Origin of the sequence: Paenibacillus glycanilyticus (assembly GCF_030161375.1) — a bacterium.
Classification (GTDB): domain Bacteria; phylum Bacillota; class Bacilli; order Paenibacillales; family Paenibacillaceae; genus Pristimantibacillus; species Pristimantibacillus glycanilyticus_B.
On record NZ_BSSQ01000005.1, the window covers coordinates 262,478 to 277,830 of the forward strand.

Genomic DNA, 15,353 nt, shown 5'->3' on the forward strand with positions numbered 1-15,353 from the left:
TACAACACTCCTTTTATATTGGATAATATGGGAAGATTCAGCCCTTGACGGAGCCGATCATTACACCCTGAACGAAATACCGCTGCAAGAAAGGATAAATAACGATAACCGGAATGGTCGCGACGATAATGACCGCATATTTGACGAGCGCCGCGATCTCCGCTTTGCTGTTCATGGCCGCCGCCGAGGAGACATCGATTGCTCCTCCCCCTTGGGCCCCCATCTCCTGAAGAACCAGGATTTGACGCAATACAAGCTGCAACGGGTACTTGCCGGCATCATTCAAATAAATCAGCGCGGAGAAATAGCTGTTCCAGTTGCCTACCCCGTAGAATAAGGCCATAACCGCGATAATAGGCAGCGACAGCGGCAAAATAATTCTCAGAAACAGCCGCATGTTCGAGCAGCCGTCGATTTGGGCCGCTTCCTGAAGCTCCTTCGGGATGGAGCTCTGAAAAAACGTGCGGGACACGATTATATTCCAGATGGACGCGGCGGACGGAAGAACGATCGCCCACATGGAATCCATCATGCCTAGTTCCTTCACGAGGAGATATGTAGGAATCAGACCCCCGCTGAAAAACATCGTTACCATAAACATCGCCATGAAAAAATTTCTGCCAACGAAATCTCTTCGGCTCAGCGCGTAGGCAGCCGGCAGCGTAACGAGCAAATTGATCAACGTGCCAACTACCGTGTAGAGGATGGTATTCTCATAGCCAATCCAAATGTTTGTGTTCTCGAACACCCGCTTGTACCCTTCGAACGTAATGCCTTTTGGCCACAGCCACATCTCTCCGGAAGCCACAGCCTTCGGATCGCTGATAGATGCGCTAATCATATACACCAGCGGATAAAAAACGATCAGAAAAGCGATTAACACATAAAGATAATTGCATGCGAGAAAAATTTTATCGCGCCTGGTCTCTTTAATCCCATAGAACATCTGGCTTCCTCCTTTACCACAAGCTGTTCTCGCTCGTCCGGCGAACGACCTGATTCACGACAATGAGCAGTATAGCGTTTATTACGGAATTGAATAAGCCAACCGCCGCCGAGAAGCTATATTGGGCATTCTCCAGACCCGATCGGTAGACGAAGGTGGCGATGACGTCGGAAGACTCCATGTTGAGCGGATTCTGAAGCAATAAGATCTTCTCGAACCCGACGCCAAACAAACTGCCCATATTCAGGATAAGAAGAATGGTCATCGTTGGAATTAAGACGGGAATGTTAATGTGGCGAATCCGCTGAAACCGCGTTGCCCCGTCAATGATGGCCGCTTCATGAAGTCCGGGATCTACGCCCGACAACGCCGCCAAATAAATGATCGTGCCCCAGCCCGCGCTCTGCCATATATTCGAGAACACGTACATCGTCTTGAACCATCGCGGATCCGTTAGAAAGTCCGGCTTGCCAAAGCCTAGCCATTCAATCAGGTGAACCAAAATGCCGGTAGACGGCGACAGGAAAGAAATGATCATCCCTGCCATGACAACTACCGAAATAAAGTGGGGAGCATAAGTGACCGTCTGGGCCATCTTCTTGAAAAAGCCGTTTCGCACCTCATTAAAGGCGAGCGCCAGTATGATCGGAATCGGAAACCCTATGGCCAGATCATAGAGACTAACGCTGAGCGTATTCCAGATCAGATCCCAGAAGTAATAAGAATGGAAGAAACGTTCGAAATGATCCAGACCAACCCATGGGCTTCCCATAATGCCTTTGGTGGGAATAAAGGACTTGAACGCGATCTGGACGCCATACATCGGCAAATAACAAAAGATTAGAAAGTAGAAAAACGCCGGCGCAACAAAGAAGTACAATTCCCAGTTTTGCAAAATTCTCTTGCCGAGCCGCTTGGTCGATGGCCCGGTTCGTAGCGTAACGCTGCCCGTTGCGGCAGCTTTTGAATCTTGCATCGGATCACCTCTTCCAATAGGTTAAAGTGCTAAGATTGGATTGCCCGTGCTGTTCAGGATCGATAACTCGTCCTGTTAGCGCTTACTTCCGAGGATAGAACAAGGAGCTGCTAGGCGTAAATATGTCGTTTTCCGCGAGCCCGGAAGTGCCGCCCAGCAAGGCTTGATCCCGGATGACAATTACACTGGACAATTGGACAATGTGTCATTCTCGCAAGCGAATGGACATGTCAAAATTGACATATTCCGCTTCGGGCAAAAAAAAGAAAAGCCAGGTCTGTGGTAAAGACCCGGCTTCCTCATTATAACGGTAGCTTTTTCGTTCTTACAATGGATACTTTGCCAGTTAGCGCTTCCGGCCATTTAACCTCAAGCTCAATATCCTCCGGCGCCGAAACGCGAATGGCCATCCCTTCGTCCCCGATGCTCCAATCTACTTCGATGGTGCCGCCGTTTGGCAACGGCACCGCGCCTCTCGCCCATGTCAAATCGCATGGATCCGGCTCGATCAGCACCTTATTCCAGCCGTCGCCGATCCGTTTCACCCCAAGCACCGTTCTGCCGAGGAAGTAAGCCGGACCAGCGGACCAAGCATGGCAATGGCTGCGGGTGAGCAAATCGGCATTCGCCCGATTTTCCTTGAAGTTCGGGTACATTTCCCAGCAAGTTGTTGCATCATTATCTACCATGAGGCCATAGTTGCGGCGGATGTCATCCAGCATACGCGGTACTCGTCCCATCGCTTCCAGCGCTTCATAATAGAAGAAGGACATAAACGGACTTCCGATTTGCACGAATGATGCCGGCGGTTCAATCAGATAAGATTCCAGCTTGTCTTGACGGTCTCCTTCAGCTACTCCGCTTAACAGCGCAACAACTTGCGTCTGCATGCTATAGATGTCCGAACGGCGGCCGTCCGCGTGAATACAATCGAGGTAAGCATCCCGCTCCTGATCCCACAGATGAACGTTTATCGCTTGAGCTAACCTGGAAGCCCGTTCTTTGAGCGGCTTCCCTTCGCTTGCTTGACCTGCCGATTCCGCCATAAGAGCGGCTTGGCGGAGCGTCTTGACCAGAAATAGATTCTGGTGGGTGACGATCCCTTCGTTCGGCTGGTCAATCGGCGCCCAGTCGAGAAGATTCCAACCCCGCATCTCGAGCAGTCCGTCCGCGTTAACATGGGTCAAGTAATGTTCAAGCGTAAAGCGGACATGCGGCCACATCTCGGCTGCGAAAGCTTTGTCACCTGTATGCTCCACGTATTCCATCGTTGCCAGCACCCAGAAAAACGTCCAGTTCGGAATGACGCTTGTCCATCCGCTTGGCACTTGATCCATATATAACGGAGATCTGTCCTTTGAACCCGGAACGAGACGCAAGCAACGTTTCACAATATCAAGCTCGCCAAAAACATAATAATTCACGAGCGCTTCGTTGCGACTGTCGCCAACCCAATAGGTTTGCTCGTAAGAAGGACAGTCGACGAACGTATCCTCCATGCAATTCCGGGTCGTATGCTGGCTAATCGCCCAAATGTCGTTCAGCAGCGGATCGGAGCTTTGGAACGTCCCCGCTTCCACAACCGGGTAAGTGCTCTGCACCATATAGACCTCATGCAGTTTCACCGGGCCAGCCGTCCCTCTTATCGTTACGACCGCATAGCGGAAACCGCGCCGTACCGGCGACTCGTATTGTTGACGGCCTTCCCGGCAAATGTACCTGAACGTATTATCCAGACCAAACGTATGCTGGCGGAAATCGTTCTTCATATATTCAAGGCCGTATACATCAACAACCGTACCGGCCGGAGCTTCAATCTTGAAGCCAAAAAATCCGGTACGCTGCTTGCCGAGGTCAATAACCAGCTCCGTGTCGCCATCCCGGAACTGAGGAATAACCCCATACTGCTCAGTTGCCGTCAAGCAAGCATTCAAGCTAGGCGGCAACGCATACCGCTCGGCTACAGGACGCCATACGTTGGAGCCAAATACATCCTGGTCGGTATAATAAGCAGCAGCCAATGGACGAATCCAAGACTGAACGGACGCCAGTTCCTCCAATGAAGCCGCTCCTGCTGCTTGGATATAATGAGGCTCATTCCGGTCGATCTGTTTGTTTTCCCTAGTATCGATATATTCCGCATCGTCAAACGGCCCAACAAGCAGCCACGGCGTCTCCCCGGCAGAATCCGGCGATTGAAGCGAGAACTTCAGCTCCGAATGGATCGCCAGATGGTAAGCTCCCCCGTGATCGCCTTGCGTTATATCAAGCAACAAGAAATGGTCGCCGGCTTCCAGCTCTGCCTCATAGTAGCGCTCCGGATCAATGCCGTAACTCTTCTCTATGCGTTGTCCGTTGATCCATAGCTTCTCGCCCCGGGATTGCATAATGCCAACCGTCACTTTCCCGGCTTCGGCCAGTGACAACGTTGTGGCAATGTAGCCCATATATTGAATCGGATTGGCATGCTCCTTCGACGCGGGGACCATCGCGTTCCGAAGATCGATAGCAGCCGTATAGACCGGCGGCTTGACCTTTTGCAGCGACTCGATGCGGGAAGGATACAGCTTCTCTTCCGTCAGGAACGGAATATCGCGGGGGATCAGGCTTGTCCATGGTCCCTCGCCGACTTCAGCAACGGCAGCAGCTTGCTCCCATAACGAATCATTATAACCCGGTTCGATCCAGTCCTCTTCGAGCTCTCTTGCGTCTATAATCTCCGCGAACCCTTGCTGGCAAGACATGCGTGGCGAAGAAGAATCCTGCCCCTTGAGCTTTGCCGTCTTCCAGGATGGGTCCGTAGCCGCAAGTACGTTGCCGCCTGATGAGATCTCAGCGAGCAAACCGCCTCTTCCGCGCAAATAATAGAAGTTGGTCACGCCAAAGTGCAAGACAAGGACAGCGATTGTATTCTTGCCTTCGGACCTTAGCAAATGACCAATCGAATACGTATCGAAGAACTGCTCCTCCGGCCAAGAGCGGACAGGGCCTCGTCCAATGCGAACCCCATTGACATAAGCCACATATCTGGAATCCGCGCTAATCCGCAGAACCGCATCTGCTGCCGTTTCCCGCGTTACGTCAAACGAAGAACGGAAGCAGCGCCATTCATTGCGGGGGCTTTCATCATTGCCTCCCCAAATCCATCCAGCTTTCCAAGTTGTCTCCTTCATTGCTGCCCCTCCAGGTTCATGATTGAAGCGCTTGTCTGATTAGCTCGACCTCTTGTGCGGTCAAAGGTTTGCCCGCTGCCCCGGCATTGGATTCCACTTGACGGGTATTTTTAAACCCTGGAATCACGCATGCATTCGGAGACTGCGCTAGAGCATATTGAATCGCAACCCTGACCAGATCCTGCGTCTCATGTCCGAGATGCTCTTTGATCGGCTGAAGCTGCTTGCGAATCTCCAGTAAACGGCTCTTCGTATAGGATTGATTAGTAGAGCGAATATCTCCCTCGCCGAATTGAGGCGGATTGTCCGGATCAAACTTATCCAGCAGCAACCCTTGGGCAAGCGGTCCGAACATGACCATGCCGAGATTTTGTTCTTGCGCCCACTTGAATAGATTGGTTCCCTGTCTATCAAACTCACTGCCAAAAGCATTGTAATGGAATTGCAGCACATCCGGACGCGTAACCGGACATACCCGCATAAAATCGGCATAGCTGTAAGCAGATTGGCCAATGACGCGGATTTTCCCTTCTTTTTGAAGCTCGCGCATCGTATCGGCCGCTTCCTCCAAATAGAGATCCTCCGGTCCAAAATTGGTATTATGGAAATAAAAAAGGTCCACGTAATCCGTACCTAGATTCGTAAGCGTTTGCTCCAATTGATGTCGAATATGTACCGGCTGCATCGCATTAGGCGCGGTTCCTCTGAACCAACCGACTTTGGAAGCCACAACAACGGAATCACGCGGCACGTCTTTCAAGAACCTGCCTATAACTCTCTCGGAATGACCGTCACCGTATACATCCGCCGTATCCAGATGGTTAATGCCCAAATCATGGGCTCTGCGGAGACCCGCTAGCGATTCGTTATCATCGTTACCGGACCAGCCAACAGGTTCCCCATCCCGCCAGGACGGCCCTCCTATTGCCCAGCAGCCCAAACTAACTTCGCTTACCCGCAAGTTCGATTTCCCTAATATCCGATATTCCATGATCATCACCTCATAGAGTCATTTAGATATTTGATATAACATATGATGCAAAGCTATTATAGCATTTGATATCTTTCACGTTCACTGCGGGAATGCGACATAAATACTTATGAATTCAGACATCATTTTGGTTTCAACAACCAATTGACCGCGTCCAGCAGATCTTCTGCCACATATTCCGGCGTTGCCTGTTCATACCATTTATCCCGGTACAAGTCGAGTGAGGATTTGCCCCAGCCTGTTTGAACGATTATTTTTCTTGCTCCTACCGCCGCGGCAGCTAGCATGTCGGTTGAACCTACGTCTCCAATGACGACGCATTGGGTTAAATCCAACTGATGCTCCGCTGCAGCCTTTAGGAGCATTCCGGGGCGTGGCTTATGGCATTCACAGCCTTCTTCAGGTTCATGAGGGCAAATATAAACAGCGTCAAAGCCATAACTTTCGAATTCTTCATGAAACTCCGCTTCCGTTGCTAGACCTTTAGCAATGTTGTGCTGATTGGTGAGCGCGATCGCTTGGATAGAGTGAGCTTTCAAGAGCTCCAATGCCTCCATCGTTGAAGGGAATAACCGAAAATCCCGCGGGTGAATAAATCGCCCCGTTCCGCCTAATGTTCCATCCCGGTCAATAAAAACAGCTTGAATCGTCATAGGAGTCCTCCTTTGGAAGAAAAAAATGCAAATGCCCCTTAAGGTCATTCTAGACCATAAGGGGCATTTCCTTTACAACGTGACATTCCAGCCAAACGGATATTGCTCGGATAGATCTAGCGGCAATTGGCCTGTTGGCTTAAGCTCGCCGGTTAATGCCTTGGCCGCCGATTCCAAGGCAAGCGGACGGCACTCATACACCGCAAGGTAAGCCTTGGCATCCGGGTATACCTTCAGATCGAGCGGATTGCGAACGGATACGGCAACGGTACGTTCACCTGCCAGCCGAATGACCTGCTGGGCAATCTCGCGTTCGATCAGATGTTTGGTCGCATCATAAGTAACTAAGACAATCTGCTCGAATGCATCCAGATCCGCAAGCGGATGATTGCCGCTCATCAAACGCTCCTCGACTTGATCCATGCGAACCTTCAGGAAATCGCCAAGCGTCCCATCGCCGGATAACATCTCATCGGCAACCGATACCGGCTTAATATCCGGCCACAACACAAGCGTACGGGCTTCCCGGTCAAGCGGCAATAAAGCTCCTTCGTTCTTCACGAGCGTCGCGGACGCTTCGCTCCATTGCCGGGCAACCGCTTTGCTTGCTTCGGTAGCAAGCTTTGGTTCCACCTCTTCCCACGACAGGAGCGGCACATCGATCTCGTAGTCCTGTTTCAGCTGCATAACACGCGCAACGGACTCGTCGATCCGGGCTTCAGACAATTCTCCGTTCTCCACGGCAGCAACAACCGCTTCAAGCGCGGCAACCTGCTTCTCATGCGTATGGCTGACAAGCACCATATCCGCGCCGGCCTGAATGGCCATGACCGCACCTTTCTCTGGACCGTAAAATCTGTCAATCGCGTCCATCTCGAGGCAATCCGTTACGATAACTCCCTTGTAACCAAGCTCCCCGCGAAGCAAACCGGTTAGAACCGGCTGCGATAACGTGGACGGTTTCCCCGAAGGATCCAGCGCAGGCAAGCAGACATGAGCCGTCATCACCGCTGCCGTCCCCGCCGCTATCGCCGCTTGGAACGGTGCGAGTTCAATGGCATCAAGTCTCTCACGGCTATGAGGGATGACCGGCAAATCATGGTGAGAATCAACCGCCGTATCCCCGTGCCCCGGAAAATGCTTGACCGTTGCCGCTACCTTGGATGCCTGATAGCCTAACAAAGCAGCTTTCCCAAGCTCTCCAACGACCTGCGGACGATCGCTGTAGGAACGGACATTAATAACCGGATTATCCGGGTTGTTGTTGACATCAAGACATGGAGCATAGTTCATGGTCACCCCGAGCAGACGAAGTTCTTCGCCGCATACGCGTGCCGTTTCGCCGGCTCCTTCCGCCAAGCCCGCCGCGCCAAGCGCCATGTTGCCCGGCATTAGCGTTACGCCTTCCACAATGCGGGCAACCATTCCGCCCTCTTGGTCAATAGCCACAAGCACATTCGGACGGCCGGCCCGGTCAGCAATATTTTTCAGCGAACCGGATAGTTCATGAACCTGCCGCGCATTGCGCACATTGCGTCCAAAATAAATCGTTCCGCCAATCCCGTATTTCTCGATTAAGGAGGTGATTTCCACCGTTGGCTCGTAACCGTGAAATCCGAAAACAAACAGCTGGCCAACCTTCTCCCTAAGCGTCCATTCCTTCCAATTCCGCTCTCCCATTCGCCGCATCCCCTTCTTCAAACGATGATCTAGCTCTCTGCCTGAACGGAATCACCTTGATGCTTGTTCCGGTAATCCGTCGGATTCTCCCCCGTGTATTTCATAAATACTTTCGTGAAATATCTGCGTTCCGCATACCCAACTTCCTTGGCGATTTGAGCAATGCTCTTCATCGTATCGGCAAGCAGCGACTTCGCCTTCTCCATCCGCTGGCGGGTTACATATTCGATAAAAGTCTCGTTATACGTTTGTTTGAACAACAAGCTGAAATAAGAGGTGCTTAAACCCACATGGGTTGCCGCCTCTTCCACGCTTAAATCCCGGTACAGGTTGCGGCCAAGGAAAGATTTGGCTTCCGCCATCGAACGCTCGGATTGTTTTTTCTTATCCGTCGATTTGTCGGCAACCGCCTTGGTCACCTGCAGAATGACGGACAGCAAATCCTTGATGCCAAACCTCCGGTCGAGTTTCAGCCACAGCAGATCTTCCTGTTCGCGCGAAAAAATGCCCATTTCTTTCGTCTCGCGCATCAAGTTTAATACGAAGAAATGCAGCATCGGCTTGAAGCGTCCAAGCGAGGTTTCATTCATCAGCTGCAGTTGCGTCGTCAGATGCTTCAGCTCGTCGTCAACAACAACCGTATCGCCTCGCTTCACGGCGCCAATCAGCTTCTCGGACGTATCCCAGAACGCTTGATCCTCGCGCGACGAACCCGCCAGGTCATTCGGATAAACCGTTATCGCCTCCTGCAACGGAGTGAGTTGCATCCCTTGCTGCACTAGCTTATAAGCTTGGGACAAAGCGGTAATATCGGCGTATTCCCTGTAAATTCCCGCATAAAGCGATAGCTTGACGTGATTTTTCACGGCGCTTAGGAGCAGTTCTGTCCAACCGGAAATCTGCTTCATGTCATACGCCTGCGATGGTTCGCTTTCAATCAGCACGCACCATTCGCCGTCCCGAATTTGAATAACGGCATGATGAAGGCCGTTCTGCTGCAGCTTCTCCCGAAGGACATTGCATACCGCGAAATTCCACAACTTCCGCTCTTTGTCCGACCATTCGCGCCAATCCTTGGTCCGCTCCGAGCTGACGTCGAGATCAAACACGATCAACGCGTATTTCTTGTCCAGCTCCTGCTCTTCCCCGCTGAATAGCCAATTGCCGCTTGTGACTTCCGTGTAATCCATCAATATATCGTACAAAACTTTTTCGCTAGCCAGATCGATCATCCGGCCAATCTTTTGTTTTTCTTCGTTCAGCTGCTTTTTCTTCTGGCGTTGGTTCGCCATTACCCGGGCAATAACTCCCGTTAATTCGTCATATGGTATAGGCTTTAAGACATAATCCTTCACGCCGTATTGAATAGCTGCCCGGGTATAAGCAAAATCCTGATAACCGGACAACATAATAATGTCGCTTTCCGTCCCTTTTTCCCGAATATGCCTGACGAGCTCAAGTCCATCCATGACCGGCATCCGAATATCGCATAACACGAGATCAAACGATTCCGACTCTAGAAGCTCAAGAGCCTCCATTCCGTTTTTTGCCGTCCCGCCAACGGTTAAGCCAAGCATTTCCCATGGAATGACCTTCTCGAGATTCCTAGTAATATGCGGCTCATCATCTACGAGCAATACTTTGCCGTTCATAATCGTTCACCTCGATTTTTTGGGATGGTGCAGCGGATCACCGTGCCGTATCCTTCCGCGCTGCAAATCCTTAATCCGTAAGATGGACCATAATGAATGCGAAGGCGATCCGCTACGTTCCGGAGCCCCAGTCCCCGCCGTTCTCCAAGCTCTGCGGCATTGCGCCGTTTGCCGCTTGGCAGCTGCTGCTCTCTTTCAGCGAACTTCTTGAGCGTCTGCTCGTTCATGCCATGTCCATTATCGCTGACCATAATAACTATCTGATGCGCTTCGACGATAACTTCGATCGTAATGATGCCAATTCCGTCTTCGAGCCCTTCAAAGCCATGTTGGATACTATTCTCAACGAGCGGTTGAAGCGTAAGCTTAAGGATAGAATAATCAAACGCCTCTTCCGATACGTTCAATTCATAAGTAAATAAATCCTCGAATCGGTATTTTTGAATTTCCAGATAACTGCGGACATGCTCAATTTCCTGGCTTAGGTAAATCTCTTCGGTATGATGCATGCTCGTGCGCAGCAGATTGCTTAAACGACGCACCATCATCATAATTTTACCGCCTTCATTTTGCGCGGCAAGGGCATTGATAGACTCCAGCGTATTAAACAAGAAATGCGGCTTGATCTGCGCCTGCATCAACATCATCTCGGCATGTTGCTTGCGTTCCTGTTCGGTTCGAACTTCGGTCAGAAGCTCGCCGATCCGCTCTACCATGCTGTTGAAGCTATTAGCAAGAAGCACCGTCTCGTCTTTCCCTTGCGCATTAACTCTAATATCAAGAAGACCTTGCTCCACTAGACGCATTTTGCGGACGACTTTAATAATGCTTTTGGCTACCCGGTTCACGAAGAAGATGTTGAACAAGATCGCGGACAAAATACAAAGGATCGTAATCATGCCGATCCATTGGACAAAACGTTCATTTTCGTTCGTCAGATTATCCCAAGACTTCACCGATACGAGAACCCAACCACTAAACCCGAGATTATACGAGGAGACGAGACTGTCTTCCCCGTCAAACCGCAACCTTGCGCTTGAGTAATCGGCGGTCTTTTGCGGCAAAGCGCTGGAATATTCCGATATATTCGTTCCTTCGAAATGTTTATTGCTATCAAGCATCACAAGGCCTTCGGAGTTCACGATCACATATCTGGAATTTGGGCCTTCCGCCGCCGGATTGAGGAAGGTATTCAGCATGGAATACACTTCTTCCGTCTTGTATTGCGTGATCATAAGCCCTAAGTCGTCTAGCGTCTCATAATCTTTAACAAGCCTCAGCTGGGTAAAAAGCGGCGGTTCTACGCCCGTCAGCTCCTGATGCTCGTAAGGGCCAATCCACTTCGGACGGCCTCCCAATTGAATCGTTTCATTATATAAGGACTGGTCCTTGAGCGCCTCAAACGCGATAGGCCGAAACGTCGTAGGATCATTGCGGAATGCGCGGAACATCGTGCCGTCCATCGCGTACAGCACCACGTAGCTGACCGCCGGATGCTGGAACAGAATCCGCTTCATTTCCTTTTCCGATTGGTTAATGGCAATTAGGGTGCTTGCGTCATCGCTGGAATAATATTTCGTGTAATTCAGCGTATCCTGCACCTCGGAGCTCGTTAAATTACCGTCGGAGAGCTGATCAAGTTCTTTGAAGAAATACTTGATATTCCCTCCGACAGCCTTGAGTGAGATTTCGGTCTGCTCGCTGTATTTTTTCTCCAGGACGGTTTCCGTGTTCAGAAAAGATACGATACCAAGTCCAATCATCGGAAACACAACCAGAAGGATAAAAGCAAGCATCAGCTTTGGTCTCAAGTTCATCTAGCGGGCTCCTTCCGATATGTCTGTCAGCCCTTCACGCTTCCCGCCGTCATGCCTTCAATTATCTGCTTCTGCAAGAAGAAGTACACAACCAGCACCGGAATAATGCTCATAATAACGGCAGCCGACAATGCGGCAAAGTTCGTGCGGTAGCCGTCATTAAAGCTCGCCATACCCGTCGGCAGCGTGCGGAGTGATTCTGACGTAATAAATAATTGGGATAAAATATATTCGTTCCAGTTGCCGATGAAATTAAGAATCGTAACGGTAACAAGCGCGGGCAGCGAGATCGGCAGAACGACTTTTACAAATAACCCGCCGGCCGAAAGCCCGTCCATAATGCCCGCTTCTTCAAGTTCACCCGGAATGGATAACATAAATGCATAAATAATAAACACGGTAATAGGCAAAGCATATGTGCAGTATACCAAAATAAGGCCGAAATGCGAATTGTATAAATGGATGCCGCCAAGGCTCATTTGCTGAATTAAACGGTAGAGCGGAATGAACAACGCACCGGGCGGAACAAGCAAGCCAAACAGGATAAATTGGTACACCGCTTTATTCATCCGGGAATATTTCATGCGGGACAAAGCAAACGAGGTCATCGCCGCAAACAACAGCGTAATGAGACAAGCAAGCAACGTCACTTTTACGCTGTTCAAAGCGTACAGGCCAATTTTCGCCGTTTCCCAAGCCTGCCGGTAGTTATCGAAATTGAAATGTTTCGGAAATCCCCAAGTATTGACCGTAATCTCGCGGCTCGTCTTGAAGGAAGACATAAGGAGCCAGACAAGCGGGAATAACGTGCAAACGATGTAAACAATCAACGAAAAATGAATCCAAAACTTCCCTTTGCGCAGTCCCGTAATTGCCGCATTCATTAGTACTGCACCTCCTCATGCTTCGTCAGTTTTTGCAAGATGCCCGTAAGCACGAGAATCAGAATAAACATCGTTACGCCAATCGCGCTGCCGTAGCCAAGCTCCATTGAACGGAAGCCGACTTTCAGCATGTACGTGGACATCACTTCCGTCGATTGGAACGGACCGCCGTTTGTCATAATCTGAACGATATCAAGCACCTTCATCGTGCCGGATACGGTGAGCAGCAGCATAACGAACAACACCGGACGGATGAGCGGAAGCGTAATGAGCCAAGTTTCGCTCCAGCCGTTGATACCGTCAATCTTGGAAGCTTCCACAATTTCTTTCGGAATGTTCAAGATTGCGGCCAAGCATAGGACGATAAAGAAGCCGATATTTTGCCATGCGTTAGCGATCAGAATCGAGAGCATCGCAAGTTTGGGATCCGACAGCCATTCCCGTGCCCAGCTATCCGGAGCGACCAGACGGATGAATTGGTTGATAAGTCCGGAATCATAGTTGTACAACACGCCAAACAATATAGCGACCGTAGCCGTCGAGATAACGACAGGTACAAACACGGCCGACTTGTAGAAGTCACGCATGCGGCCAACCTTACTGATCAGAATCGAGATAAGGAAGACGAGCGGAATATTCACAACTAATGAGAACGCCATAAAATAGAAATTGTTCGCAAGCGATTTCAAGAAAACTTCGTCTTTCCACAGTCTCGTGAAGTTATCGATGCCGATAAACACTTTTTCCGTAATGCCGTCCCATTGATAAAATCCGTAAACAAACGATACGATAACCGGATATACAAAAAACAAAGCATACAATACAAGCGTTGGGATGATGAACGCGATGTATGTGAATGGATTTCTGAGCGCCTTGTTCATAACTTCGCCTCCTGCTTCCTTCCTTTAAAAAAGCTAAGGTTAAGTTCAACCTTAGCTTTTTTTCCTCTTCCTTTTTTCCAAGCCTGTGCAGTTGTTTAGATATTCTCGCGTGCCGCACCAGCGGAGCGAAAGTATCATTCTGGAGAAGCCTGCGTTCGCTTTTGCCACCCGAATTTCATCCGCTAAGCGGATTGCAATGAAGAAATTCGGTGGCAACGGCGATCGGAAGAATGATACTTTCGCGTAGCGGTCACATCTTACTTAGTTGCAGCGTTAGCCTTGTCTTGTGCGGCCTGAATATCTTTTGCAACCTTCTCAGGCTTGCTCACCTTACCGATCAGCTCTTGCAGACCTACGTTAACAACAGCGCCAACAGCAGGTTGAACGATCGCGTCATAAGCTTTCCAGGAAGTCGAAGCGTTAGCCATAACCGTCAGTACGTCAGAGATTAGCGGATCTACGCCGGACAGGTCGGACAGCTTCATCGAAGGAAGAACCTTGTCTTCGAGCAGCGTGCGTTTTTGGATTTCTTCACTGTAGAAGTTAGCGATAAATTTCTTAACCATGGCAACTTGATCTTCGTTCAGGTTAGCCGAGAAGCCAAATCCGTTCGAGTATGAAGCGTTGATCGACGTTTGGTCGCCGGCTCCGCCTGAGATCGACGGGAAGTTGAAGTAGCCGATTTGGCCTTTCAGATCGCCTGCTTCGTCGCCCGTGAAGCGGTTAGCATCCCACGAGCCCGTAAATACCATTGCCGCTTTGCCGGACAGAAGTTGCGCGCCTTGATCCGCGTATGCCAGACCGAGTGCGCCTTTTGTGAAGTAGTCATTGTTTACAAGCGTTGCGTAGTCAGTAAAGCCTTTCACAAAACCTGCGTCCGTCCATTTTGCTTCGCCGGTTACAAGTTTGTTGATCGCGTCGATACCAACGTTGCGCTCCATAACCGTATTCCAGAGCATGCCGTTTACCCAACCGTCTTTTGCTGCCAGACCAAGCGGCGTAATGCCTGCTGCTTTGATTTTGTCAGCCGTTTCGATCAGTTGATCCCACGAAGTCGGAACGGACAGACCAAGATCTGCGAAGATTTTCTTGTTGTAGAAAATACCTTCCGAGTAGCCGCCGAATGGCAAGCCGTATACTTTACCGTCAACCGTGAACTCGTCAAGGCTGGCGAATTTGTCTTTAATGCCAAGTTCTTCAATGATCGGAGTCAGATCAAGCATGCGGCCTGCTTTGACGTACAAGTTCAGGTCGGCGCCGCCGAACACTTCGAAGATATCAGGCGGGTTGCCCGCTGTCATTTCCGCTTTCAGCTTTTGATCGCGGTTAACGACTTCGTCAATGCCTTCCAGCTTGAAGGTAAGGCCAGGATTCTCGTCTTGCGTTTTCTTTACAACGTCTTCGAGAATTTTCAGGCGGTTTTTGCTTGTCTCTTTAATTTGAGTATGACGCAGGGACAATGTTACGTCTTTTGCTTCAGGAGTTGGAGTTGCTTCTGTAGTAGCCGCCGGCTCTTGCGAAGGTTCCGTGCTGGCTTTGTTATTGCCGCCGTTGTTATCCGAACCGCAAGCCGAAGCGACCATAGTAAACGCGGCAAGCATCGTGGCGATGAGCATTGTACTTTTTTTCATTTAAGAAGACCTCCTCGATATAATGTTGCTTGTTTGCCTTGCACCTTTATTATAGATTCGATAATTCAT

At 50.2% G+C, this 15,353-nt stretch carries 11 protein-coding genes; all 11 read right to left on the reverse strand.

The window, feature by feature from the left end; translation table 11 throughout:
• Nucleotides 1-37 precede the first annotated feature (37 nt).
• The 11 genes from QQK89_RS07020 to QQK89_RS07070 all read right to left on the reverse strand — a co-directional run bounded on the left by QQK89_RS07020 (nt 38) and on the right by QQK89_RS07070 (nt 15,284).
• On the reverse strand, nt 38-946 hold the full coding sequence (locus QQK89_RS07020; protein WP_284237787.1) for a carbohydrate ABC transporter permease: 909 nt from the start codon (nt 944-946) through the stop codon (nt 38-40).
• A 13-nt stretch (nt 947-959) separates the two neighbouring features.
• Nucleotides 960-1,922, reverse strand: coding sequence for an ABC transporter permease (locus tag QQK89_RS07025; protein WP_284237788.1), 963 nt, complete (start codon nt 1,920-1,922; stop codon nt 960-962).
• Between the two features lie 302 nt (nt 1,923-2,224).
• Nucleotides 2,225-5,095: a family 78 glycoside hydrolase catalytic domain gene (locus tag QQK89_RS07030; protein ID WP_284237789.1), complete on the reverse strand. Its 2,871-nt coding sequence runs from the start codon at nt 5,093-5,095 to the stop codon at nt 2,225-2,227.
• Nucleotides 5,096-5,111: 16 nt separating this feature from the next.
• Nucleotides 5,112-6,086, reverse strand: a complete 975-nt coding sequence (locus QQK89_RS07035) for an aldo/keto reductase (RefSeq protein ID WP_284237790.1) — start codon at nt 6,084-6,086, stop codon at nt 5,112-5,114.
• A gap of 122 nt (nt 6,087-6,208) precedes the next feature.
• The gene (locus QQK89_RS07040; RefSeq protein ID WP_284237791.1) at nt 6,209-6,739 is read right to left on the reverse strand and encodes an HAD-IIIA family hydrolase; all 531 of its coding nucleotides are present in this window, start codon (nt 6,737-6,739) and stop codon (nt 6,209-6,211) included.
• A 72-nt stretch (nt 6,740-6,811) separates the two neighbouring features.
• Nucleotides 6,812-8,419 carry a glycoside hydrolase family 3 protein gene (locus QQK89_RS07045; protein WP_284237793.1) on the reverse strand — a complete coding sequence of 536 codons (1,608 nt, stop codon included), beginning with the start codon at nt 8,417-8,419 and terminating at the stop codon, nt 6,812-6,814.
• A 29-nt stretch (nt 8,420-8,448) separates the two neighbouring features.
• Nucleotides 8,449-10,071 (reverse strand): response regulator transcription factor, encoded by a 1,623-nt coding sequence (locus tag QQK89_RS07050; protein WP_284237794.1) that lies wholly within the window; start codon nt 10,069-10,071, stop codon nt 8,449-8,451.
• Nucleotides 10,068-11,888 carry a cache domain-containing sensor histidine kinase gene (locus tag QQK89_RS07055; RefSeq protein ID WP_284237795.1) on the reverse strand — a complete coding sequence of 607 codons (1,821 nt, stop codon included), beginning with the start codon at nt 11,886-11,888 and terminating at the stop codon, nt 10,068-10,070. Before QQK89_RS07055 ends, QQK89_RS07050 begins: the two co-directional genes overlap by 4 nt.
• Before the next feature lie 26 nt (nt 11,889-11,914).
• Nucleotides 11,915-12,772, reverse strand: a complete 858-nt coding sequence (locus QQK89_RS07060) for a carbohydrate ABC transporter permease (protein ID WP_284237796.1) — start codon at nt 12,770-12,772, stop codon at nt 11,915-11,917.
• On the reverse strand, nt 12,772-13,653 hold the full coding sequence (locus QQK89_RS07065) for a carbohydrate ABC transporter permease (RefSeq protein WP_284237797.1): 882 nt from the start codon (nt 13,651-13,653) through the stop codon (nt 12,772-12,774). The genes QQK89_RS07060 and QQK89_RS07065 overlap by 1 nt, the downstream gene beginning before the upstream one ends.
• A 257-nt stretch (nt 13,654-13,910) precedes the next feature.
• Nucleotides 13,911-15,284 (reverse strand): ABC transporter substrate-binding protein, encoded by a 1,374-nt coding sequence (locus QQK89_RS07070; RefSeq protein WP_284237798.1) that lies wholly within the window; start codon nt 15,282-15,284, stop codon nt 13,911-13,913.
• Nucleotides 15,285-15,353: the final 69 nt, after the last annotated feature.